This is a genomic window from Mesorhizobium sp. B2-5-3 (assembly GCF_006441005.1).
GTDB lineage: Bacteria > Pseudomonadota > Alphaproteobacteria > Rhizobiales > Rhizobiaceae > Mesorhizobium.
On sequence record NZ_VFUS01000017.1, the window covers coordinates 32703 to 54479 of the forward strand.

Annotated in this window: 24 protein-coding genes; 12 read left to right on the forward strand and 12 right to left on the reverse strand. The window is 61.5% G+C overall.

The genetic code is table 11. The annotated features are described in order from the left end of the window. Positions 1–74: 74 nt before the first annotated feature. Complete coding sequence (locus FJ867_RS26770; RefSeq protein WP_140819021.1) at positions 75–266, reverse strand: DUF2934 domain-containing protein; 192 nt, start codon at positions 264–266, stop codon at positions 75–77. A gap of 310 nt (positions 267–576) precedes the next feature. Here FJ867_RS26770 and FJ867_RS26775 point away from each other — a divergent pair, with 310 nt between their 5' ends. The 8 genes from FJ867_RS26775 to FJ867_RS26805 all read left to right on the forward strand — a co-directional run bounded on the left by FJ867_RS26775 (position 577) and on the right by FJ867_RS26805 (position 6371). Further along, positions 577–2568 carry an erythromycin esterase family protein gene (locus tag FJ867_RS26775; RefSeq protein WP_246675113.1) on the forward strand — a complete coding sequence of 664 codons (1992 nt, stop codon included), beginning with the start codon at positions 577–579 and terminating at the stop codon, positions 2566–2568. Positions 2569–2597: 29 nt separating this feature from the next. After that, a complete protein-coding gene (locus tag FJ867_RS26780; RefSeq protein ID WP_140561656.1) occupies positions 2598–3263 on the forward strand; it encodes a dienelactone hydrolase family protein in 666 nt (221 codons plus the stop codon). Between the two features lie 86 nt (positions 3264–3349). Continuing rightward, entirely contained in the window at positions 3350–3808 is a 459-nt protein-coding gene (locus FJ867_RS26785; RefSeq protein WP_140561658.1) for a DUF1772 domain-containing protein, read from the forward strand. A gap of 120 nt (positions 3809–3928) precedes the next feature. Further along, positions 3929–4477: a DUF6496 domain-containing protein gene (locus tag FJ867_RS26790; RefSeq protein ID WP_140763653.1), complete on the forward strand. Its 549-nt coding sequence runs from the start codon at positions 3929–3931 to the stop codon at positions 4475–4477. 232 nt (positions 4478–4709) lie between these two features. Continuing rightward, positions 4710–5228, forward strand: a complete 519-nt coding sequence (locus tag FJ867_RS26795; RefSeq protein WP_140497458.1) for a ferritin-like domain-containing protein — start codon at positions 4710–4712, stop codon at positions 5226–5228. Between the two features lie 154 nt (positions 5229–5382). Beyond that, positions 5383–5520 (forward strand): hypothetical protein, encoded by a 138-nt coding sequence (locus tag FJ867_RS28845; RefSeq protein ID WP_181167175.1) that lies wholly within the window; start codon positions 5383–5385, stop codon positions 5518–5520. A 134-nt stretch (positions 5521–5654) separates the two neighbouring features. Then, positions 5655–6125, forward strand: coding sequence for a YbhB/YbcL family Raf kinase inhibitor-like protein (locus FJ867_RS26800; protein WP_140497456.1), 471 nt, complete (start codon positions 5655–5657; stop codon positions 6123–6125). A gap of 84 nt (positions 6126–6209) precedes the next feature. Beyond that, the gene (locus tag FJ867_RS26805) at positions 6210–6371 is read left to right on the forward strand and encodes a hypothetical protein (RefSeq protein ID WP_140497454.1); all 162 of its coding nucleotides are present in this window, start codon (positions 6210–6212) and stop codon (positions 6369–6371) included. Between the two features lie 138 nt (positions 6372–6509). On the opposite strand, the gene FJ867_RS26810 is transcribed toward FJ867_RS26805, so the two are convergent. Beyond that, the gene (locus tag FJ867_RS26810) at positions 6510–7103 is read right to left on the reverse strand and encodes a general stress protein (RefSeq protein WP_140497452.1); all 594 of its coding nucleotides are present in this window, start codon (positions 7101–7103) and stop codon (positions 6510–6512) included. Positions 7104–7124: 21 nt separating this feature from the next. Continuing rightward, positions 7125–7871: a DUF4142 domain-containing protein gene (locus FJ867_RS26815; RefSeq protein WP_140525119.1), complete on the reverse strand. Its 747-nt coding sequence runs from the start codon at positions 7869–7871 to the stop codon at positions 7125–7127. A gap of 247 nt (positions 7872–8118) precedes the next feature. On the opposite strand from FJ867_RS26815, the gene FJ867_RS26820 reads away from it, so the two are divergent. Then, positions 8119–8448, forward strand: coding sequence for a hypothetical protein (locus FJ867_RS26820; RefSeq protein ID WP_140819023.1), 330 nt, complete (start codon positions 8119–8121; stop codon positions 8446–8448). Between the two features lie 82 nt (positions 8449–8530). On the opposite strand, the gene FJ867_RS26825 is transcribed toward FJ867_RS26820, so the two are convergent. From FJ867_RS26825 to FJ867_RS26855, 7 genes are all read right to left on the reverse strand, one after another. Continuing rightward, on the reverse strand, positions 8531–8881 hold the full coding sequence (locus FJ867_RS26825) for a hypothetical protein (RefSeq protein WP_140819024.1): 351 nt from the start codon (positions 8879–8881) through the stop codon (positions 8531–8533). Between the two features lie 2 nt (positions 8882–8883). Beyond that, positions 8884–9243: a hypothetical protein gene (locus FJ867_RS26830; RefSeq protein ID WP_140515218.1), complete on the reverse strand. Its 360-nt coding sequence runs from the start codon at positions 9241–9243 to the stop codon at positions 8884–8886. Beyond that, positions 9243–10463, reverse strand: coding sequence for an Nramp family divalent metal transporter (locus FJ867_RS26835; RefSeq protein ID WP_140515217.1), 1221 nt, complete (start codon positions 10461–10463; stop codon positions 9243–9245). Before FJ867_RS26835 ends, FJ867_RS26830 begins: the two co-directional genes overlap by 1 nt. Next, positions 10460–10921 carry a hypothetical protein gene (locus tag FJ867_RS26840; RefSeq protein WP_140819025.1) on the reverse strand — a complete coding sequence of 154 codons (462 nt, stop codon included), beginning with the start codon at positions 10919–10921 and terminating at the stop codon, positions 10460–10462. The genes FJ867_RS26835 and FJ867_RS26840 overlap by 4 nt, the downstream gene beginning before the upstream one ends. A gap of 341 nt (positions 10922–11262) precedes the next feature. Further along, positions 11263–11499 carry a hypothetical protein gene (locus FJ867_RS26845; RefSeq protein ID WP_140497440.1) on the reverse strand — a complete coding sequence of 79 codons (237 nt, stop codon included), beginning with the start codon at positions 11497–11499 and terminating at the stop codon, positions 11263–11265. 137 nt (positions 11500–11636) lie between these two features. Beyond that, on the reverse strand, positions 11637–12239 hold the full coding sequence (locus FJ867_RS26850) for a diguanylate cyclase (RefSeq protein WP_140525123.1): 603 nt from the start codon (positions 12237–12239) through the stop codon (positions 11637–11639). A 34-nt stretch (positions 12240–12273) separates the two neighbouring features. After that, the gene (locus tag FJ867_RS26855; RefSeq protein ID WP_140497436.1) at positions 12274–12492 is read right to left on the reverse strand and encodes a hypothetical protein; all 219 of its coding nucleotides are present in this window, start codon (positions 12490–12492) and stop codon (positions 12274–12276) included. A 178-nt stretch (positions 12493–12670) separates the two neighbouring features. Here FJ867_RS26855 and FJ867_RS26860 point away from each other — a divergent pair, with 178 nt between their 5' ends. The 3 genes from FJ867_RS26860 to FJ867_RS26880 all read left to right on the forward strand — a co-directional run bounded on the left by FJ867_RS26860 (position 12671) and on the right by FJ867_RS26880 (position 17846). Continuing rightward, entirely contained in the window at positions 12671–15004 is a 2334-nt protein-coding gene (locus tag FJ867_RS26860; protein WP_140819027.1) for an FdhF/YdeP family oxidoreductase, read from the forward strand. Positions 15005–15809: 805 nt separating this feature from the next. Further along, on the forward strand, positions 15810–16595 hold the full coding sequence (locus FJ867_RS26875; RefSeq protein WP_140497430.1) for an SDR family NAD(P)-dependent oxidoreductase: 786 nt from the start codon (positions 15810–15812) through the stop codon (positions 16593–16595). A 72-nt stretch (positions 16596–16667) separates the two neighbouring features. After that, positions 16668–17846 (forward strand): zinc-dependent alcohol dehydrogenase, encoded by a 1179-nt coding sequence (locus FJ867_RS26880; RefSeq protein WP_140497428.1) that lies wholly within the window; start codon positions 16668–16670, stop codon positions 17844–17846. A gap of 403 nt (positions 17847–18249) precedes the next feature. On the opposite strand, the gene FJ867_RS26885 is transcribed toward FJ867_RS26880, so the two are convergent. Beyond that, complete coding sequence (locus tag FJ867_RS26885) at positions 18250–18621, reverse strand: response regulator (RefSeq protein ID WP_140515210.1); 372 nt, start codon at positions 18619–18621, stop codon at positions 18250–18252. Beyond that, entirely contained in the window at positions 18618–21725 is a 3108-nt protein-coding gene (locus FJ867_RS26890) for a CheR family methyltransferase (protein ID WP_140650290.1), read from the reverse strand. Before FJ867_RS26890 ends, FJ867_RS26885 begins: the two co-directional genes overlap by 4 nt. Positions 21726–21777 lie beyond the last annotated feature (52 nt).

The following is a 21777-nucleotide window of genomic DNA, read 5'->3' on the forward strand; positions in this document are numbered from 1 at the left end:
GCCATCTCGAATGCGTCGACGGAATGAACAGTCGGTCGACGCATTTTTCCTCCTTGGCGGCAAGTGACGTCGCTTCAGGAGCTTCGAGGCTCCGACCCGCTGCCGATGGTCGGATTGGGCACCACCGGACCGCGCTCGGCTTCCGATCCTTCCGCCTCTATTTCCTGCACGGCCTGGTCCCAATGCTCCTGCTCTCGGCCCGGCGGGCGGCCTTCGCGCTCCCAGATCTCGTAGGCTCGTCGCTTTATGAGTTCTTCCTTGTCCATTGGAAACTCCTCCTGCGTGCCCCAATCTCCGGCAGGCCGCTTTGTTCCCTCCGGAAACAAAGGCAACGCTTTTGGAGCGATCCGGACTAGCCGCACCGGAGCGACACGGAACCCTTGGGGGATTAGGCCGTTTCCGAGCATCGGCGCAGTGGTGGATGACTTGGGAATGCCCGCCGCTCGAACTCTTGGCGACGAACACGCCAATGATGTGCCTGCGCCACGCCTTGCCGCCCCGTGTGGCCTCGGCCAATCAAAGCCTTGCAGCGGGACCCCAAAGGGTGGGCGCGGCGCAAATATTGGGCTTGAGATCATGACTATTGTCTTTTCGGATCGTAGCGAGGCAGGACGCGTTCTCGCTGATAAGCTCGGCCACTTCGCAGCGCGCGATGATGTCACCGTGCTGGCGCTGCCGCGCGGCGGCGTGCCTGTCGCCTACGAAGTCGCACAGGCATTGAAGGCACCGCTCGACGTTTTCGTCGTGCGCAAGCTCGGCGTTCCCGGTTACGAAGAGTTGGCCATGGGCGCAATCGCGACCTCCGGCGTACGCGTCCTGAACGACGAGATCGTGGAAGGCCTCGCTGTGCCGGCCCACGTCATCGATGCGGTCACTGCCAGCGAGGAGAGGGAGCTTTTACGCCGCGAGCACCTCTATCGCGGCGAGCGGGTACCGCTCCTTGTGGAGGAACGAATCGTCATTCTCGTGGACGATGGGCTCGCCACTGGGTCGACCATGCGCGCGGCGGTCAGGGCGCTGCGCGAAAAGCGGCCTGCCCGTATAGTTGCGGCCGTTCCGGTCGGCAGTCCCGACACGTGCGAGGCGATGGAGAGCGAGGCAGACGAGGTCGTCTGTGCGACGACGCCGCAGCCGCTCATCGGCGTCGGGCGCTGGTATGAAGACTTCTCCCAAACCAGCGACGACGAGGTCCGCGCCCTTCTCGCCAAGGCGGGGCGACCAACCGCACCGTCCGGCCGCGATGCGCCGCAGAATACGGCAAACCGATTGCACAAGCACGTCGTTCGGCTCTCCGGAGACGCGCGAGACTACGACGAGCTCTTGGCGGCGATCGGCGAGGCGCGCTTTGTGTTGCTCGGTGAAGCTTCGCACGGCACACACGAATTCTATGAGGAGCGCGCGCGGATCACGCGGCGGCTGATCGAGGAGCAGGGTTTTGCCGCCGTCGCTGTCGAAGCCGACTGGCCCGACACATACCGGGTCAACCGCTATGTTCAGGGAACAGGCGGGGATATCGACGCCGAAGAGGCGCTCGCCGATTTCCGACGCTTCCCCACCTGGATGTGGCGGAACAGGGTCGTCGTCGATTTTGTCGAATGGCTGCGCCGGCACAATGAAGCGCCCGGCAAGGGCAATCCGAAAGTCGGGTTCTATGGGCTCGACCTCTATGCCCTGCATGGCGCGATGAAGGCGGTGCTGCGCTATCTCGAAAAGGCCGACCCGGCCGCGGCGGAGATCGCGCGTCGCCGCTATGCCTGTTTCGATCATTTCGGCCCTGACCCGCAGGCTTATGGCTTCATAGCCGGCAATGAGGTCGACAAATCTTGCCAGGAGGCTGTGGTCGCACAGCTGGTCGAGATGCTGAAGCGGCGCCCGGCGAAGGGCGAGCCACGCGAAGGCGCCATCGCGGACGAACTCTTCGCGGCGCAGCAAAACGCCCGCCTGGTGAAGAATGCGGAGGCCTATTATCGCGCCATGTTCCTGGCGCCCGAATCGACCTGGAACCTGCGTGATCGGCACATGGCCGAGACGTTCGACGCTCTCACCGCTCATCTCGGCCGGCTCGGGCGATCGCCGAAGATCGTGGTTTGGGCGCATAACTCCCATCTCGGCGACGCCAGGGCGACAGACAGGAGCCTGCATGGCGAGATCAACCTCGGACAGCTTATCCGCGAAAAGCATCAGCGCGACGCCTTTCTCGTCGGCTTCACGACGTATCAAGGAACGGTGACGGCGGCATCGAACTGGGACGGCCCGGCGGAGCGCAAGGTTGTCCGGCCTGCCCTAGCGCGCAGCTATGAGGCGCTGCTGCATGCAGTCCCGGCTGATCGCTTCCAGCTGGATCTGCGCGGCGACGGCGAAGCCCTGCCGCGACGGCTCCTGGAGCGCGCGATCGGCGTCATCTACCGGCCTGAGACCGAACGGGCCAGCCACTACTTCCATGCCGACCTTGCCGCGCAATTCGACATGCTGCTGCATTTCGACGAGACGCGGGCGGTTGAGCCGCTGGAGCGCAGCTCGCAATGGGACGCCGGCGAGCTCGCGGAGACCTATCCGTTCGGGGTTTAGGGACCGATCCAGTTGAGATGGAGATCGCCATGGTCTCAGTCCTGAAGACAAACGAGAAGGCCGTGCAGGTTCCCGCCGGCGGCGCAATGCTCGCGGGCAACCTGTCGCTGCCGCAGGAAGCCCGTGGGCTCGTCCTCTTCGCTCACGGCAGCGGCAGCAGCCGGCACAGCCCGCGCAACCGCTATGTGGCCGGACGGTTGAACGAGGCGGAACTCGCCACGTTGCTCATCGACCTGTTGACGACCGAAGAGGAACGTATCGACCAGATTACCGCCGAGTTGCGGTTCGACATCCGCTTGCTCGCCGATCGACTGGTTCAGGTTACCGACTGGCTGCACATGTCCGAGGAAACGTCGGCGCTGCGCGTCGGTTATTTCGGCGCGAGCACAGGGGCTGCCGCGGCGCTGATAGCTGCGGCCGAACGTCCGGATCGGGCGGCCGCCGTCGTCTCGCGCGGCGGGCGTCCGGATCTTGCGGCACCTGCCCTGCCCCGCGTCCGGGCACCAACGCTGCTCGTGGTCGGCGGCGCAGACACGCAGGTGATCGCGCTCAACCGTTCGGCGTTCGCGGCGCTGCGGTGTGAAAAGGAGCTCGCCATCGTTCCGGCGGCGACGCACCTGTTCGAGGAGCCCGGCGCGCTGGAAAAAGTCGCGGACCTCGCGATTCAATGGTTCCTGCGCCAACTGCCCGCGTGACGCCGGCGCCAACGCCATCGCCTCATCAGAGAGCCAGATCGATTGGGTCGTCGGCGCGTTAAAAATCATTCCGCGGAGAAGTTTCCATGACAGTCAGGGTTCTGCAATTTCTCGCCATTGTCATTTCGGCCCTCGCGCTCATCCCGGCAGGGGCCCATCTCGCCGCTCTTCCCAACAAGATATCTCTGCCGCAGCCGGAATATTTCACCGTCCAAGGTATCTATTACGGATGGGCGATCCTCGGGTTGCTCTGGCCTGCCGCGCTGATCGTGAACGCATTGTTGGCGATCTCCGTGCGCTCACAGGCTTGGCCCTTTTGGCTCGCCCTGCTTGCGGCGCTGTGTTTCGCGATCATGCTCGCGATCTTCGTTGTCTGGACGCTGCCTGCCAACCAGGCGACGCAGAACTGGACGATAGTTCCTGCAAACTGGGAAGCGCTCAGGCAGCAATGGGAATATTCCCATGCGGCAAATACTGCGATTGTATTCGCAGCGCTCTGCCTCACGACGACGTCGGCGCTCTCGTGGCGTCCGGCCGGCCCGTAGATCCTCGCCGGAGAAAGTCTCTTTTCCTCCGGATCATTCGCGCCATCGATGCGTTGGGTTTTCTGGAGGTCGCGACGTCGCACCGCCATCTGTCGCGCTATATCCAACAAGGAGAAAGCGATGCCGGATAAGAGAACCATCGAGAAAGCGAAAAAAGACAAGCGCGAAGGCAAATCGCCCACCACGCAGGCCGGCGAATTCGTGCATGACGAGATCGAGAAGGTCCGTCGCGGCAAGCACGGCGCGCGCTCGACCAAGCAGGCGATCGCCATCGGTCTTTCGGAGGCGCGCCGCGCAGGCATCGACCTGCCTCCGCCCAAGAAACGAAGCGTCAAGGAGAGCACCCGCAAGAGCGCCGAATACGCCTATGAAGTTGGCCAGGGCGAACGTAAGCCAAAACGCAGCCCCAAGGTCTCGAAGGCCGTTTCCGAGGTTCTCGAGCACGAGCCGAAGAACACGGCATCCCATGAGGCGCTTTCAAGACAGACCAAGCAGGCGGCGTCGCGCCGGACGGCCGAGGAGCGCTCGGCCGCAGCCAAGAAAGCCTCGGAGACGAAGGGCACTGCAGGCCGGTCCGCCGCCGCACGCAAGGCGGTCCGCACCAAGGGTGCTGCCGGAAGAAAGAAAGCAGCGCAGAAGGCCGCCAGCACGCGTGCGGGCCGAACCTAGACTAGAAGGTCGAAAACCCGCTACGCACTCTCTCCAGCCGGCTGGTGAGAGGTAGCTGGACCGCAGCCAGCGTCAAGCGATGCGCACTATGTCAGCTGGGACAGTGCGATCGTGTGAGATACGGCCGTCCTTGTCTTTGTCTCGATCCGGCGGGAACAACGGCCCGTGTTCAAGGTTATGGAAAGCTACACCGGTGGTGGAGCTTTCATGACAACCTTAGGGAGACGAAAACATGGCGACTGCGAAGAAGGCGGCGACGAAAGGGCTGGAAGCCCTGTTCCTCGACGGGCTGAAGGATATTTATTACGCCGAAAAGAAAATACTAAAGGCGCTGCCCAAGATGGCCAAGGGTGCCGAGTCCGAGGAGGTCGCGGCGGCGTTCGAGAAACATCGCGTGGAAACCGAAGGCCAGGTCGACCGCCTCGAACAGGTGTTCGACCTGATGGACAAGCCAGCCCGCGGCAAGACCTGTCCGGCAATCGACGGCATTCTCGAAGAGGGTTCGGAGATTCTCGACGACTATAAGGGCGACCCAGCATTGGATGCAGGACTGGTCGGAGCGGCACAGGCGGTCGAGCACTATGAAATCGCACGCTACGGCACGTTGATCGCGTGGGCTGAACAGCTTGGCAAGAGCGACGCGGTCAAGCTCCTCAACGAGACGCTCAAAGAGGAAGTGGCAACCGATGAAGCGCTTACAGGCTTAGGCGAAGGCGGGGTCAATGAGCGGGCTCTTGAGAAAGCCGCTTAGCCGCGGGGCAGCCCGGCGCTAAGCGCCCGGCAGCCTTCCTGTCCAGAGCGGGGTGCATTCGAGTTGAACTGCGGGTCCTGCTCTGGATTTGGCTGCCGGGACCTCGACAAAACAGGTTGTTAAAATCACCGAACCTTACAGGAGGATCCGCGCAATGCCGGAAGACCTGTCTCGCGAGGAAGAGCAACGCGGTACCGGAAAGCTCATCACCTGGGGTGTCGTGATCGCCGCCGTGTTTTTTATTGGCCTCTTGGCCATATTCGTCCTCAAGCCGCTTATGACGGGATCTTAGAATCCTTTCGAGCCGCAGCGCGCTTAGCCGCGCCGGAACGTGCTCGCAAGCAATTCGATGGCCGCAAACAATTCCAGCACGCTTTGCGAGGCGGCGGTGATGCGATCGAATGTTCCCCCAAAGGAGTGCGAACCATGCCCCTGACGCTCAGCAGCCCCGCCTTTGCCGACGGCGGAGAGATCCCCGAAGCCTATACTCGTGACGGCAAGAACGTATCTCCGCCTCTGAAGTGGGCCGGGGTACCGGACGGCACAAAGAGCCTCGTCCTTGTCGTCCAGGATCCCGACGCGCCGAGCGGAATGTTCGGCCATTGGGGGGTGTTCAACATTTCGCCGGAGGTGCAGGAGTTGCCCGAAGCGGAAAGCGGCAGACCGGGTCCACAGGCCCTCAGGCAAGCGCGGAACGATTTCGGCAACGCCTATTACGACGGCCCTGAACCGCCTGCGGGCCACGGTGTCCATCACTACCACTTCCGGCTGGCGGCGCTCGACACGCCGAACCTTGCTATCCCCGCAAGCACGGGCGTGGAGCGTATCTGGCAGGAGGCGCAAAAACATTTGCTGGAGCAGGCAGAACTCGTCGGAACCTACGAACGTGGCCGGTAATTGAAGGCAGATTGATCCGGGCGCCGTCGTCCACGCGCGGAACGGTTCTTCTCCTTGCCGGTTGTGAGGGAAAGGAGACGTCCCATGTTTGAAAGCGTCATGTGGTTGATCGTCGTCGCCGGCGGGCCATTGTTGCTGCTCGTGTTGCTGGCCTACGTCATTGTCACCCGACGTCGCCGCGGTCCCGCAGAACGCAGAGAAAGCGATCGAGCCACCGATCGGCTCTATCATCAGGACAAGGATTGATTGTAGCTACTGTGGCCCACAGCAAACTCGATCAGCGGTCCAAACATCCCTCGCACATGTCCCGAAGATCAAATTTCGGGCGAGGCACCCACGCCGGCCTGGCTGCAAAGTGCCCCGCCGCCCTGGCAGGCTTGTTCTTCAGGGCCGGTTTATTGCCCTGCCGCCGTCGCGCTCAGGGACATAGTCGCCCGCGTTGACGTCAAAGCCGGTCCAGCCATCCGCCTCGTAAGCCCTACGGCGTTCCATCACGTCAACCGAGCTGGACTGACCCAGAATGTCCTCGGCTTCCGGAACAAGCCCATCGTCCACCTTGGCCGTCACCAGCGTACCGCCACGACGTACGCCCTCTGCATAGACATTTGCATCGTTTTCGGAAACGCCCGAATCCGTCAGAGCGCCAATGATACCGCCCGCCGCACCACCAGCCACCGCGCCGGCAACCGCCCCGGTGGCGGTAGCGGCAAGCCATCCGGCCGCAACCACAGGTCCGACGCCCGGAACGGCCATGACGCCCAACCCTGTCAGCAAACCGCCGGCGCCACCGACCACGGCCCCTATCCCTGCACCGCTCGCGGCATCTTCAGCGGCTTCGGAACGATCTCTCTCGTACCAGCCATCCGAGTTGTTGGCGATGATGCTGATATCGGAATGTGGCACTCCGGACGCTTCCAGTTCGCCGACCGCGTCGGCTGCGTCGTCATAGTTGTCGAACAGTGCAGTTACGGTTTTCATTTTGATATCTCCTGATCGGGCTCATTTGCTGTCGGCGACGACGTTGCCCTGATAGTCGAGCCCGACGGCGACACTTTGGCCTGACTTGGTCGCCTGGCCGCGCCAGATGCCTTGATCGTCCTTGGCAAGCTTCGACACATTGGAATAGCCGGCATCCTCGATGCGGCTCTTTGCCTGGGTCTCGGTGAAACTGTTTGCGCCGGGCACCAGGGCCGCGGCATTGGGCGTGTTCGTGGTTTTCACAGCGGGCGTTGTCGCTCCCGTGATGGAGTCCTGGCCGGCGGCGATCTTTTCGATCATCTGCCGATGCATCTTCAACGTATCGACCGTCTGCTGGGCGAACGTCTTGAGGGCCGCGTTGTCGCCGTCGCGGGCGTAGCTTTCAAACAGATTGACGGCATCGGCGTGCGCCTTGCGCTGCATGTCCACATAGGCCGGATCGATTGGCGGCTGTGCGTTCTGGAGCTTATCCAGATCGGCCTGATGCTGCGCATCGAGCGCCGTCGGCATCTTCAACTTCTGTTCGCCGGCAATTGTTTCCAGCTTGGCGTTGGCCGCGCCGTGGTCCCGGATCATCGTCTGCGCGAAATTCTTGATGCTTTGATCCTGGGCCTTGTCCTGGGCAATCTTGCTTGAGTCGACTTCGAACTTGCCGCCGACGGCGGCCTTGTCGACGAAATCCTGGGCGCTGTCGGCAGCAGCCAAAGCAGGCATTGCGATAAGCATGGAAGCAGCGGCGAGCGAGGCAAGAAGGTGTCGCGTTTTCATTGGCTTTGTCCTTGTCGATGCGCGAACTTACGATGCGCCCTAACAAGCCAGGATGGGCTTTGTTCCGGCGCCGTGCGATGCGCTGCAAGCGCCTTCGGACAGACCCCACAGCCGGCCAGGAGACCTTCAACATCGGGACCGCGGCGCGGAACAAATCGGCGGCTGCGAGATTTGATTTTAAATGCGACCCATGAGCGTCAATCTGTCGACCGAGCGAACTTGCCGAATTGGGTTCCGAGGAGAGTTCATGGCCAAGATTTCAAATTCCACACCTGCCGCAGCCAGGGGAGAAGTTCAGGCCGGAGCCACACGGGACAAAACGCCCGGATTCGATCCTGCAGTTGCCCCGTTCGAGACCGACGCCGAGGCGGCGGACACGCAGAACCCGGTCACTGAAGCAGGTCCGCAGCGTTCTCTCCGGCCAAAATTCGAAAACGATGCCAGCTTCGCCAACGCGATGCGGCCGGTGAAGAACGAGCCCGAACTGCAGCCCCGCAGCAACTGGCCGCTAATGGTGATTGCGGCCGTCGTGCTGATAGCGGCCGCGGTGTTCCTGGCAGCCAGCCTGCTGCGGTAAGGCGCATCATCCTGAGTGCAGACAGCAGCAGACAACCCTTGGCTGAGTTCGAGCACTTTCGCGCGGCCGTCCGCCTGGGTCGTCATCGATCCTGCCTCGCTCGTGGATGAAATTCGGGGGCGCCCTTCATGCCGGAAAGTTCCGTTGTCGAACACAGCAGCCGCGGCCGTGCAGGATCGGAGATGTCGAGCTTGTCCCAGGGAATACGGTACAGGCCGTCGCGACGGCGCAGCCGGAAGAAATCCAGCACCGCCGTACCGATGGTCGAGGCCGAGAGACGCTCGAAAGCGGCGTAGATACCGACATGGAATTCGGTAACGACGAAGTCGTCGCCGGCCGGTTCGGCTCGTATCTCCTCGATATAGCCGATGCTTTCGTCTTGCCGCGAGAGAACGCGTCGTCCGGCCAGATGCTCGAGGTTGACGGTGGACATCATCAAGCTCCCGGAATGCGTCCGATGACATGGTCGCGCAGCCAGTCCTGCCAGGCGAAGATCGAGGTTTCGCGCACATCGATATCGAACTGGATGTCGACGCCTATGTCCTGGACCTTCTTCCAGGCGATCCGGTGCGGCTTGCGATGGCGTTTGCCGCCCCACGCTGCCGCGAGTTGCGTCATCCAACGCCCTGGCCGTACGCCCAGGCGACGCGCCAAGGTGACGGAGCCGAGCTCGACCGCGATGATCCTCGGCGGCTTGCCCGGCCGCAACTCCGCCACCAGCCCGTCGATCTTGCCGATCTTGACCTGCTCGCGGTCGACGATCTGCTTGTCGAGGATGTCGCGCAGCAAATCCATCACGTGCCTCCGAATATCTGCAGGGGAATGGTCACCACGGCGAGCACGAAACCAAGCCCGATGATGAAGATCACCGCGGCATTCGAGACAATGCCGTTGCGGTGCTCGCCGACATAGCGCTTGTCGTTCAGCAGGAAAAGGAAAGGAATTACCGTCAGCGGCAGGCTGGCGGCGGTCAGCGCCATGGAAAAAATGGTGAGCTTCAGCGGATCGAGCCCAAGCATGATGGGGATGGCGGCCAGAAACAATGATACCGTGTAGACGGCACTGAAGCCAGGATCGTCGCGTGGCTTGAGGTTTTCGCCCCAGTTCCATCCAAACCCTTGCGCCACCAGATAAGCCTGTTGCAGCCCAACCTCGAGTGCGGCGCCGAAGCAAGCGATGGCGAGCGAGGCAACGAACAGGACGAACCCCCAGAAGCCGAATATCGGGATCAGCATCAACGGTAATTGATGATAGTCGTCGACCTGATCGATGCCGTGCGTTGCAAGCACGAGCGCGGCCACCATCAAGACGCCGATCGAAATGGTGCCGCCAAAGGCCATGCCCAGTCCGGCGATGGCCCGATTGGTTCCGAGATAGCTTCTGTCCCACTGGTCCTCGATCGCCCCCGAGGAATAGAACATGAACAGGTAAGGCGATATCGAAGCGCCAAGGATGCTGACCGCCATGAACCAGTAACTCGCCGCATCATGGGTCGGCAGTGTAGGCACCGCGCCGGACGCGACAGCTGTCCAATCGGGCTTCAGCATCACCGCTGCGACCACGAAGCACAGCGTCACGAGGCCGAGTATCGACACGCCTTTCTCGATCAGCCCGAACGTGCCTTTCCACAGCAACAGCCATGCCATCAAAGCCACGGGTAAAGCCCACCATTGGAAGCCAATGCCGGTGGCAAGTTCGAGCGCGATGGCAACACCACCGATCTCGGCGGACAGCACCATGAAATTGACCAGCAGGGCGGCAAGCAATGGCCATAGCGAAACGTTGAAGCCAAATCGTTCCCGGATCCCGTCAGAGATCGTGTGATGGCTCACGGCGGCAAACCGGCCGGCCATCTCGACCAGAAAAATGATGCAGATGGTGCCGAGAACCACCGCCCAGATCAGCTGAAACCCGAAGGTCGCACCTGCCTGGGCTGCCGTCGCCATCGATCCGACTTCCAGGAAGCCGCCAACACTGGTGACGATGCCCAGCGATATTTCCAGGAGCTTCTTCATGGCTTCGGCGCGAAATATCTGAAGTAAGCGGCGGCCAGGGAGCGCGTGGCCGTCCGAATATCTTCCTGAGCCTCCTGCACTTGCGGGCGGCGGTCCGCTTGCACTCCCGCCTGGGCGCGGTTCACCGCGATCGACAGGTCCTTGACCGCCTCCGCCAACGCAGCCTGCTCGGCAGGTTCAGCCGTAGTGGCCGATCGGATCTTCGCGTCGATATCGGCCAGTGTCGTGCCGGCCGATTGCAGCGTGCCCGAAGCATATTTGGAAGGGGCAGCTCCCGCCGCCCAGGCATCAAGCGTCATTGATACGGTCTGCGCCGTCGAGGCGGCAGTTCGGGATTGCTGTTCGATCTGGTCCGAGGACGAGCACGCGGTCGACATGGCCATGAGCAACAGCAGGCATGCGCTGTTGCGGCCAAGGCGACGACCGCTAAGAATTAGATCCGGCGTTGGATCCGCCACACGAATGACCTCCCCCACCAACGAGAACCATGTTCGGCGCAAGTTTTGATCTAGCGCGCCCGCCCTCCCCGTCAACCGAGGCAGGGACCAGCGCGAGCGGAACAAAGGATCGGTAGCCGGATTAACGAGGAGGCGGCGGGGCGGTTCGATTTCCATCCTGATCGTCGCGCCCCCAAATGATCGACTGGCAGGGAAGGATCCCTCAATGCCCCGTCTCATTGCCTGGATAGCCATCGTGGTGTTTGTGCTTGTCGCGGCTTGGATATGGTTCGGTCGCGATACATCGGGCAGCGGGGGCGGCAGCCAGCCGGCGCCTCACGCGATAGACCAGAACGGGTAGTTCAGTCTGGATGATCCTGCTCGGCGGCGCTCCGGGTGCGCTCGGCTTTGTACTCGTGGATCAGGCCCAGAATCTGAGCCTTGACCGTCTCGCGCGCCTCAGGTTGGACGAAAGGCATCAGCCGTTCGACAATTTCGCCGACCGTCTGCGGGAGATCCGCGGCGGAATCGGTGAGCTGGCTGCCATGTTCGTAGACATTGTCCGTCAATTTCTTGTCGAGGTCGGATAGAAATCCCATCGTCGCACTCCCCATCGCTGCCATGCCCGCTCTCTCAATGGCTCGCCCGACAGAAATGTTCCGCACAACGATCCTGGCATTGCAGACCGGCTGGATTCCGATGCCAGTGGCCGGAGGAGTGTCGCTGCGCGATCACGTCAACGCAATGTCGTCTGGCCCGGATCCCCTCGCCTGGCCTTCGACGGGATCAGTTTCCCGGCATTGGCCCGCAATCCCCTGACGAGCTCTTCCAGATAGGGAAGCAGTTCGAAAATCAGGATCACGGCCATCACGCAGGCAATGTAGGTCACCGGCAGCTGCTCCGATTTCCAGACAAGTTCGAAGCGCGCGGTTTCCGTCCCCGCCCCGAACAAGGCGAGGAACTGTCCCCAGTGGAGGGAAATGACGCTGACCAGCCCCATCAGCGGGATCATCTCCAGGAAGCTGTGAACGTGCTGCTCGATCGGCGTGACGGTGCGGGCGGTGGTGGCGTAGCTGACGTCCCACATCGCTGTCGCCTCGTGGACGAAGAAGGTGACGATCATGATGAGAATGATGAGAGCATTCACGTCAAGAAACATGGCGGCCAGCAAAGGTATTCCGACCTCGGCGAACATCAGAAGGTGGATCAACGACTCCTTGGCGCCTGTCGTCGATTCGATGTGAGAGGCGCGATGGCAGATCCAGTCGGCAAATCCGGCGGCCAACCAGACCGGCAGCAGGAAATACATCAAGATCAGCACGGTAGGATCTGACAGCATGACATCCTTTCGCGCGGGATTCCGTTCGAGGTCGCTACTGCTGCCCCGGCATTTCGGTGTTTTCCTGGGGATTTTTCCGGACACCCGCGGCTGGCGAAGTATCCGTCGGCGCGTTACCGCCCCGGTTCTGTTCAGGCGCCCGCTTCAGTGGCGAGGTATGCCAGCCCATGTCGGCATAGAGAAATCCTATGAGGAAGCCGATGATGATGATGGCGGCTATCACGAGCGAAAGCACTGCATTGCGTCGCACCATTGCCAGGCTCCCTTCCCAAGCCGAACAGCCGATCACGAAAATAGTTCCACAACCAGCCGCGATCGCTCCTCGGTCGCGTCGGCTTCGACACGCAAGATTCGACGCCAACCCTGCACGGAGCCGCGGGAACAATCGGTGACGGGCGAGGTTCGGTATTGGTTCTTCAAGGACGATCTCGATGAAACCTGCCGTAACCGACCGTATCGAAACAAAAAAATACAACCATCCCACGGGCGGATGGGGATCCCTGAGGTCATTGGTCCGCAAGGCATACGGCGAAGGCCTGCTGATGTCGGGCATATGGAGCACGCTGCTCAAGCAGAACAAGGCCGATGGCTACATGTGCGTTTCCTGTTCATGGGCCAAGCCGGCCGATCCGCGGCCCTTCGAGTTCTGCGAAAATGGCGCGAAGGCGACCATGTGGGATCAGACGAAGCTGCGTTGCGGCCCCGATTTCTTCGCACGACATACGGTCACCGAACTGCTCGACTGGCCGGATCGTGACCTCGAAAAACAGGGCAGGCTTACGGATCCCCTGCGCTACAATGCCGTAACCGACCGCTATGAACCGGTTTCCTGGGATGACGCGTTCCTCGAGATCGGGATGGAGCTTCGGCGGCTCGATCCGAAATCGGTCGTCTTCTACACATCCGGCCGGGCCTCGTTGGAGGCTTCGTTCATGTATCAGCTCTTTGCGCGTATCTATGGCTCATCGAACCTGCCCGATTCTTCCAACATGTGCCACGAATCGACCTCGGTCGGGCTGCCCGAATCGATCGGCTCGCCGGTTGGAACCGTGCAGCTCGAGGACTTCTCCCAGTGCGACATGATGTTCTTTTTTGGCCACAACACCGGGGTGACGGCGCCGCGGCTGCTGCATCCGCTGCAAGAGGCTCGTCAACGCGGGGTGCCGGTGTTCACCTTCAATCCCTTGCCGGAAAGGGGGCTGAAGCGCTTCAAGAATCCGCAAGATCCCCTTGAGATGCTGTCGCCGGGGCTCGGCACGAAGATGTCCAGCGACTTCTTCCAGGTCCGCAGCGGCGGCGATATCGCCGCCATGACGGGCATCGCCAAGGCGGTGCTGGCGCTCGACGACGCGGCACGGGAACACGGGAATCCGCGCGTCCTCGACGTCGATTTCATTGCCGAGCACACGGATGGTTTTGCCGAATTCGAGGCTTACTTGCGGGCAGCCAGGTGGGACGAAGTCGTCAGGCGCTCGGGAATAGCGCAGGCGGATCTCGAACATGTTGCCGAGGTCTACAGCCGCTCCAATGCGGTGATCGGCAATTACGGCATGGGTTTGACACAGCACCGGCACGGTACCGAGAACGTCCAGATGCTATGCAACCTGCTGCTCATGCGCGGCAACATGGGAAAGCCCGGCGCCGGCATTTCACCGCTGCGTGGCCATTCCAATGTCCAGGGCCAGCGCACTGTCGGCATATCCGAAAAGCCCGAGCTCGTCCCGCTCGACAAGTTCGCCCGGTTCTATGATTTCGAGCCGCCACGCGAGAAGGGTCTCGACACGGTCGAGGCCTGCGAGGGCGTCATCGCCGGCTCGGTGAACGGCTTCATCGGGCTCGGCGGCAATTTCGTTCGCGCCGTTCCCGAAACCGGCCTGATCGAGAAAGCATGGCGTCGGCTTGGGCTGCATGTCGAAGTCGCCACCAAGCTCAACCGCAGCCATCTCCTGCCAGGGGCGGTGACCTATCTGCTGCCCTGCCTGTCGCGGCTGGAAAGGGACCATCAGGCGAGCGGTGACCAGACCGTTTCAATGGAGGACTCCACCGCCTGTATCCACGGCTCCTTCGGTTCGCGTCCGCCGGCTTCACCGCATCTGCTTTCCGAACCGAAGATCGTGGCGGAACTGGCCAAGGCCACCGTATCGGGGGTGAGTTCGATCCCGTGGGATAAATGGGTCGCCGACTATTCCCTTATCCGCGATGAGATCGAGCGTTGTTACCCGCAGCATTTTCGTGAGTTCAACAAGCGGTTCCTGACGCCGGGAGGCTTTCACCGCGATATCAAGGCCTCGAAACGGGTCTGGGAGACGCCGAACAAGAAAGCCAATTTCAAGCTGCCGACGACGCTTGAAACAGACCCGGACATCGCTGTTTCGGGTCACAATGTGCTGACGCTGATAACGGTGCGCTCCAATGACCAGTTCAATACCACCGTCTATGGGTACAATGACAGACTGCGCGGCATACACGGCACACGCATGGTCCTGTTGATGAACGAGGCCGACATTCAGCGGTTCGGATTGAGCGCCGGGCAGGAAATCGATCTGGAAACCCATGCTGATGATGGCGTGGAGCGGCGGGTTCGAGGTTTGCGCATCACCCCCTACTCCGTGCCCGAAGGCAACTGCGCCGGTTATTATCCGGAACTCAATCCCCTGGTTCCTCTGTGGCACCGGGCCAAGAAGGCTCACGTCCCCGCCGTCAAATCGGTACCCGTCAGAATTGTTGCCAGGGAACCCAGAACGAGAAGCTCGGCGCGCCACTAAAGCAATCCAGGAAAAGTGTGTACGGCTTTCCGGGAAAAGCGCGGTGCGCTTTCCCTTAGGAATTGCGCAAAAACAACAACACAGAGTGGTTAGCCGTTTCCGCAGACGATGAACTGCTCTATGGCGGTCCCAGTCTGGTGGGCCAGGCCGGTAGCTAGCCGCCAGCCGGCTTAGGGGATGCCGGCTGGGCCGGTTGGGTGCCTTGCTGATCTCCGCCGGTGGTGGTTTGTGGGGTGGGGTTCGTGTCGGTTGTGGGGTTTTTGTCGACCGGCTGACTGTTCGTATCCGCTTTGGATTTGTCGGGATCGGGATTGTTGCACCCGGCCAGACAGACCAGTGCCAGCATCAGCAACACGGCTCTCATATCGATACTCCTTCGGTGGGAGATGGCGAAGCAGCCTGCCAAGCTTCCATCCGATCGAATCGCACCGAAAGCCCCTGCCTGGCCGCGCTTCTGGCCAACATGCGATCCAGTTCGGCATCTTCGATCGGGCTGCGCATCACCTCACGAATGGCCCTGCAAGCCAACTCCGTCGACACGAAATCATATCGCCTGCTCCTGGTCAGCACATATTGCTCGACCAGCATTTTCACACGCCGGAGCGCGATCTTATCGGCATGTTGCATCATGTTCCTCCTGCACGCGCCGAACTGCGGGACCATCCGGTTGTTCCCGCCCGAATTCCGAAAATCCATCGCCCGGCCAAGAGCAGAAGTCAGACTCCCGACAGGCGCCGACCGGACGATACCGATCCACGGAACAATCATCTCCTCTGCTGGTTCGGCCGGCACGACGGAGGAAATCATGACGGATGCAAAACTCGCAGTGGTCACCGGCGCCTCGAGCGGCATAGGCAAGGAACTTGCGAAACTCTGCGCGAAGGATGGCTACAATCTTGTCGTTGCGGCTGATGAACCGGCAATCCAGCAGGCCGCCGAGGCACTCGGCTCACATAATATCGCAGTCGAAGCCGTCGAGGCCGATCTCGCGACCGTCGAAGGCGTGGATCGGCTGATCTCCCGAATTGGCGAGCGTGACATCGACCTGCTGTTTCTCAACGCTGGACGCGGGCTCGGCAATGGCTTCGTCGACCAGGACTGGGGGAAGATCCGGCGCATCATCGACACCAATATCACCGGAACGGTGTATCTCGCGCATGAACTCGGCGCCAAGATGGCTCGCCGCGGGCGCGGGCGCATTCTTTTCACCGGGTCGATCGCCGGTTTCATGCCCGGGACTTTCCAAGCCGTCTACAACGGCACCAAGGCATTCATCGATTCCTTCGCGATCGCCTTGCGTCACGAATTGCAGGACACCGGCGTCACGGTGACCGTGTTGATGCCCGGCGCCACGCAGACACGCTTCTTCGAACGCGCCGAGATGATGGACACCAAGGTCGGCACCGACGAGAAGGACAATCCGGCCGACGTTGCCAAGGCCGGCTACGAAGCGATGATGACTGGCGAAGAACAGGTGGTCAGCGGCTGGAAGAACAAGCTGCAGGTCGCCGCTGCGCATGTCACGCCAGCGGGTACGCTGGCCGAACAGCACCGCGAGATGGCTGCGCCGGGCTCGGCGTCCCAGGACTGACCGGCGGCATCTTCGGCGCCACGCACGAGAAACGCGCGTTGAAACGCGCCCTCGAAACTCAGGAGCAACATCGTGAAAGCCCTTACATGGCACGGCAAAGGCGACATACGCTGCGACCAAGTGGCCGATCCCGTCATCGAGGATGACCGCGACGTGATCATCAAGGTTACCTGCTGCGCCATATGCGGCTCCGACCTCCACCTGATGAACGGTTACATGCCGACGATGAAATCGGGCGACGTGCTTGGCCACGAGACGATGGGCGAAGTGGTGGAGGTTGGTCAGGGCCATTCGAAATTCAAGAAGGGTGACCGGGTGGTGGTGCCGTTCAACATTTCCTGCGGCGAGTGCTGGTTTTGCCAGAACGGGCTGTTTTCGCTTTGCGACCGCTCGAATCCCAACGCAAAACAGGCCGCCGAAGCGATGGGTCAATCGCCGGCCGGCCTTTTCGGATATTCGCATCTTGTCGGCGGCTATTGGGGCGGACAAGCGGAATATCTGCGGGTTCCGTTCGCCGATGTCGGTCCGATCAAGGTGCCGGAGGGAATGGAAGATGAACAGGTGCTGTTTCTCTCCGACATCTTCCCGACCGGCTACATGGCGGCAGAGAACGCCGGCATCGAGCCGGGCGATACGGTCGCGATATGGGGTTGCGGCCCGGTTGGCCAATTCGCCATCCAGAGCGCGTGGATGCTCGGCGCCGGCCGCGTCATCGCCATCGACAAGGTGCCGGAGCGGCTGGCCATGGCGCGTGAACACGGCAAAGCCGAGACGCTCGACTTCAGCAATTCCAATATCTACGACGCACTGATGGCGATGACCGACGGCCGCGGCCCGGATCGCTGCATCGACTGCGTCGGCACTGAATCCGACCCCGGCGCCAGCGCCGACGCCATGCTCGACAAGGTGAAGGCCGCCGTCTATCTCGGCACCGATCGGCCGCATGTGCTGCGAGAGGCGATCTATTGCTGCCGCAAGGGCGGCACCATCTCGGTTCCCGGCGTCTATATCGGCCTGGTCGATCACATCCCGTTCGGCGCCGCGATGAACAAGGGGCTGACCTTCCGAATGGGCCAAACCCATACCCAGCGCTATCTCGAACCACTTCTGGCCAAGGTCCAGAATGGCGAGATCGACCCGTCTTTCGTCATCACCCACAGAGCCGAGCTCGAAGCCGGGCCGGACCTCTACAAGACCTTCCGAGACAAGCAGGATGGTTGCATCAAGGTGGTTATGCGGCCGCATGGCTGAGATGTCGCGGTTCCAGAGGCAAGAGCTGTCTCATTCCCGGCATCCGTTGGACGCCGCCCGATCGGCATTGGCAGTTCGGAACTTTCTGTTGTGTCGGCGATTGACCCGCTGAGTTCGGTTCGGAAGAAGGGGGCCGCCATGGCCAACGAGAATTCTCGCTCGAAACCCATTATTCGGTCTCCGAACACCGATGGTTTGCCACACCCGAGGCGAGACGCCGGTGATACGGACGCAGGGGCGAAATCGCCGACGCCGAAGACTGCCGGAGGATCTCACCCTTCAGCCCCTCCCCTGGACAATCCCACAGCCAATCGAAATGCCGATCGTCCCCGTCAGTCCAGCACGACTCCGCGACCGACGGACAAGCCCTTGGACTGATCCTGTGGCGCCCTTCGAGTGCCCGTCAACGCGAAACGTCGCGCAGCGACCCCAGGTCGGCCAACGCAGCCAGGATAGCTGCTTCAGTCGCCGGCTTGGGCACGAATTTGCAGTCGCGAAAGGATGCCGGTAGGTCGCGCGCGCCAAATCCCGTCATGAGGGCGAAGGGAACACCCTGCGCCTGCAATGTCTCCGCGAGGGGCAGGCTCGTTTCACCGTTCAACTGAATGTCCAGCAACGCCATGTCGATCTTGTCCGAGCCGACGAGACGAAGCGCCGCGGCTACCGAAGGCGCGGGACCGACCACCTGGTAACCGGCGCTACGCAGGACCAACGCGGTGTCTTCCGCGATCAGCCATTCATCCTCGACAACCAGGACGCGCGGTCCGTCGTTCACGACCCCTCCTTCCGGTTAACGGGAAATGCGATCTGAACGTTGAGGCCTTCCTTGCGAAAAACGGTTTCGACATGGCCGCCAAGCCTGTAGCCGATCTCTCCCTGCAGCAGCGTGAGGCCAAAGCCGCTGCCGACGGGTTCATTGACAGGGGGACCGTCCTTCTCGCGCCAGGTAAGCGTAAACATGTCGTCAGCGATCGACCACATCACCACCACCTTGCCACGAGGTTTGGAAAGAGCGCCATATTTGGCCGCGTTGGTGGCCAGTTCGTGGACGGCCATGCTAAGGGAAAGGCCCTGTTGCGGTCCAAGTTCTATCTCCTGGCCGTTCAGTTCGAACCGTTCAATGCCAAACGGTTCGAGTTCCTGGTGAAGCAGTTCGCTGACCGAAGCTTCCTTCCAGCTTTTCCGGCTCAACAATCCATAGGCCCGCGACATCGCATGCAAGCGTCCGATCAAGGCTTCCGCGAATTCATCCTTCGACACGGATTTCTCCCGCGTGCGGCTCGCAATGCTGACGATCACCGCCAACATGTTCTTGACCCGGTGGTTGAGCTCAGAGATGAGAACCTGCTGATGTTCTTCCGCCTGAGCCAGAGTGGTGACGTCGACCAGTGTCACGACCACACCCTGAACGCGGTTGCTCTTGTCCCGATAGGGATTGATATGGACCATGTGAAACCGCCCGGCGCTGTCGCGCGCAAGGTGGTGGTTCAGGGTCTCGCCTGTCTCGAACACCTCGGCGATATGCTGCTTCAACTCGGGATACTCCAACTGGCTCGACAGATCCGTCAGCGGCCGGCCGACGTCGGAGGGTCGCAGACTGAAGAACGACGAAGCCGCGGGCGTGAAGGTCCGCACCACTAGATTGCGATCGAGGAAAATGGTCGCGATCTCCGTGCTTTCGAACAGGTTGCGCAGATCGCTGTTGGCGTGATCGAGTTCCTCGATCTTGTTCGTCAACTCGGCATTGATAGTGTTCAGTTCCTCATTGAGCGACTGCATTTCCTCCTTCGAGGCCTCAAGTTCCTCATTGGTCGACTGGGCCTCCTCGTTGACAGAGACGAGTTCCTCGTTGGACGATTTCACCTCTTCCAGTGCGGTCTCATATTCCTCGATCGTCGATTGCAGGCGCTCCCTCGCATCGCGCAGTTCTCGCTCCAGATCGGCGGTGCTGTCGGTGTCATGGCTGCCGCCTTCGTCTGTGCGGATCTGCGTAGGTCCCGACGGTTCGAACAGGACGAGATAGAGCGGCTCGCCATTGTCGCGTTCCGCCAGCGGCTCAATGGTGAGCTTGATCGGCTGGATCCGCTCATCATCCTCCTCGACCGTGAGATTTTCCCGTATGACGGTCCGGCGCGTCGACGTCGCTTCCCGCAGCGCGGCGCGCAGGTCGAGTCGCAGCCCACGGCGCGCCATTGTCAACAGTTGCCGGCTGGGAATGCCTTGCGGCGCTTCGAGATATTTGCCGGTGCGAGCTGAGTAGTAGACGACATCGCCCTCGGCGTTGACCAGCACATGCGGGGGGGCGAAGCGCTCCAGCACCTGCGCCTCGACCGCCTGGCGTAGGGGATAACCGGCGGCTCCCTTCCTCAAGCCAGTGCTCTCGGACGGGAATGCGCCTGAACGGCCATCGCCGATCAGGGCCGGCAGCCTGACATGCGGCGAGGCATGCTCCCGCGCCTGGAAGATGCGATGTTTCTTGTCGACGGTAGCGAACAGATCGTCGTTCTGTCCGACGCTCTCCGAGGTGCCGAGGAAAAGATAACCGCCGGGCTTCAGGGCGTAATGGAAAATAGGAATGACCCGGTTCTGAATGGCGGGGCCGAAATAGATCAGCAGGTTACGGCACGACACCAGGTCCATGCGTGAGAAAGGCGGGTCGCGAACGACGCTGTGCGGCGAAAAGATGCACAACTCCCGTATCTCGTTGCTGATGACATAGGTGTCCCCGTCGCCATTGAAAAACCGCTGGCGGCGTTCGGGGGAAAGTCCCTGCAGCAGGGCTTCAGGATAGCGCCCTGCCCGCGCCACCGCCAGCGCCGGTTCGTCGATATCGGTCGCGAATATCTGGATTCGCGGAACGACCGGGAGCTTTTCCACATGTTCGCGCAGCAGGATGCCGATGGAGAACACCTCTTCGCCTGTGGCGCAGCCGGGAATCCACACCCTGATGATGTCGTTGGCGGTCTTGCCTTCGAAGAGTTGCGGTACGATCTTTCGCTCGAGCAGTTCGAAGGCCTCGGGATCGCGAAAGAAGTTGGTGACGTTGATCAGCAGGTCGCGAAAAAGGTTCATCACCTCGCGAGGGTCCTTCTGCAGCCATTCCACGTATGCGCCAATGGATTGCATCTGCGCGATCTGCATGCGCCGCTTGATGCGTCGCAGGAACGTCTTGGTCTTGTAGCCCGAGAAATCATGGCCTGAGTGGCTGCGCAGGATGCCGTAGATCTGGGACAGGACCTTTTCCATACCCGCCGTGCGGACGCTATCCTCCTCCGCCAACCCATTCAACGCGTCGAAGCCGCGCGTGAAGGCTTCCAGTTTCGTGCCGATCTCCTCGGCGGGCGCGGCTATATCGATAAGTCCGCTGGTGATGGCGCTCTGCGGCATATCGGGGTTGCGCGGGCCGTAGCCGTCGGAGATCTGCGCGACGGTGAGCCCGCCATGCTCCTTGATCGCCTTGGCGCCCAAGGTTCCATCGGAATCTCCGCCCGACAGGATGACGCCGACGGCATGTTCGCCCTGGTCTTCGGCAAGTGCGCTGAAGAAGATGTCTATGGGTTTGCGCTCCTGGCTGAACCCATTGGGCCGGCGCAGGCGCAGCATTCCCTTGTCGATGGTCATGGTCACGTTCTGCGGCATGACATAGACGTGGTTTGGTTGAACGATCATGCCGTCCGCCGCGATTTCGACCGCCATTTCGGTGTAGCGGCCGACGACCTCGTGCAACAGGCTCTCTCGCTTGGGGCTGAGATGAGTGATGACGACGAACGCCATGCCGGGCTGATCGGCCATACCCTTGAACAGCCCTTCCATCGCCGGAATCCCGCCGGCGGACGCGCCGACGCCAACGATGGGAAATCTTTTCGACTGGGCTGTCACTGGAAGTTCCCCTTTCGGCACCTGTGTGCGAAATCACTTATGAAGCAGGCAG

What these genes read in the sequence shown, in the direction of transcription:
- FJ867_RS26775 (WP_246675113.1), top strand. Translation starts at nt 577, where the DNA reads ATGACTATTGTCTTTTCGGATCGTAGCGAGGCAGGACGCGTTCTCGCT.
- FJ867_RS26835 (WP_140515217.1), bottom strand. Translation starts at nt 10,463, where the DNA reads ATGAAGAAGCTCCTGGAAATATCGCTGGGCATCGTCACCAGTGTTGGC.
- FJ867_RS26850 (WP_140525123.1), bottom strand. Translation starts at nt 12,239, where the DNA reads ATGCTGTCAGATCCTACCGTGCTGATCTTGATGTATTTCCTGCTGCCG.
- FJ867_RS26790 (WP_140763653.1), top strand. Translation starts at nt 3,929, where the DNA reads ATGCCGGATAAGAGAACCATCGAGAAAGCGAAAAAAGACAAGCGCGAA.
- FJ867_RS26830 (WP_140515218.1), bottom strand. Translation starts at nt 9,243, where the DNA reads ATGGATTTGCTGCGCGACATCCTCGACAAGCAGATCGTCGACCGCGAG.
- FJ867_RS26795 (WP_140497458.1), top strand. Translation starts at nt 4,710, where the DNA reads ATGGCGACTGCGAAGAAGGCGGCGACGAAAGGGCTGGAAGCCCTGTTC.
- FJ867_RS26815 (WP_140525119.1), bottom strand. Translation starts at nt 7,871, where the DNA reads ATGAAAACGCGACACCTTCTTGCCTCGCTCGCCGCTGCTTCCATGCTT.
- FJ867_RS26800 (WP_140497456.1), top strand. Translation starts at nt 5,655, where the DNA reads ATGCCCCTGACGCTCAGCAGCCCCGCCTTTGCCGACGGCGGAGAGATC.
- FJ867_RS26845 (WP_140497440.1), bottom strand. Translation starts at nt 11,499, where the DNA reads ATGGGATTTCTATCCGACCTCGACAAGAAATTGACGGACAATGTCTAC.
- FJ867_RS26875 (WP_140497430.1), top strand. Translation starts at nt 15,810, where the DNA reads ATGACGGATGCAAAACTCGCAGTGGTCACCGGCGCCTCGAGCGGCATA.
- FJ867_RS26805 (WP_140497454.1), top strand. Translation starts at nt 6,210, where the DNA reads ATGTTTGAAAGCGTCATGTGGTTGATCGTCGTCGCCGGCGGGCCATTG.
- FJ867_RS26780 (WP_140561656.1), top strand. Translation starts at nt 2,598, where the DNA reads ATGGTCTCAGTCCTGAAGACAAACGAGAAGGCCGTGCAGGTTCCCGCC.
- FJ867_RS28845 (WP_181167175.1), top strand. Translation starts at nt 5,383, where the DNA reads ATGCCGGAAGACCTGTCTCGCGAGGAAGAGCAACGCGGTACCGGAAAG.
- FJ867_RS26825 (WP_140819024.1), bottom strand. Translation starts at nt 8,881, where the DNA reads ATGTCCACCGTCAACCTCGAGCATCTGGCCGGACGACGCGTTCTCTCG.
- FJ867_RS26810 (WP_140497452.1), bottom strand. Translation starts at nt 7,103, where the DNA reads ATGAAAACCGTAACTGCACTGTTCGACAACTATGACGACGCAGCCGAC.
- FJ867_RS26860 (WP_140819027.1), top strand. Translation starts at nt 12,671, where the DNA reads ATGAAACCTGCCGTAACCGACCGTATCGAAACAAAAAAATACAACCAT.
- FJ867_RS26785 (WP_140561658.1), top strand. Translation starts at nt 3,350, where the DNA reads ATGACAGTCAGGGTTCTGCAATTTCTCGCCATTGTCATTTCGGCCCTC.
- FJ867_RS26855 (WP_140497436.1), bottom strand. Translation starts at nt 12,492, where the DNA reads ATGGTGCGACGCAATGCAGTGCTTTCGCTCGTGATAGCCGCCATCATC.
- FJ867_RS26820 (WP_140819023.1), top strand. Translation starts at nt 8,119, where the DNA reads ATGGCCAAGATTTCAAATTCCACACCTGCCGCAGCCAGGGGAGAAGTT.
- FJ867_RS26770 (WP_140819021.1), bottom strand. Translation starts at nt 266, where the DNA reads ATGGACAAGGAAGAACTCATAAAGCGACGAGCCTACGAGATCTGGGAG.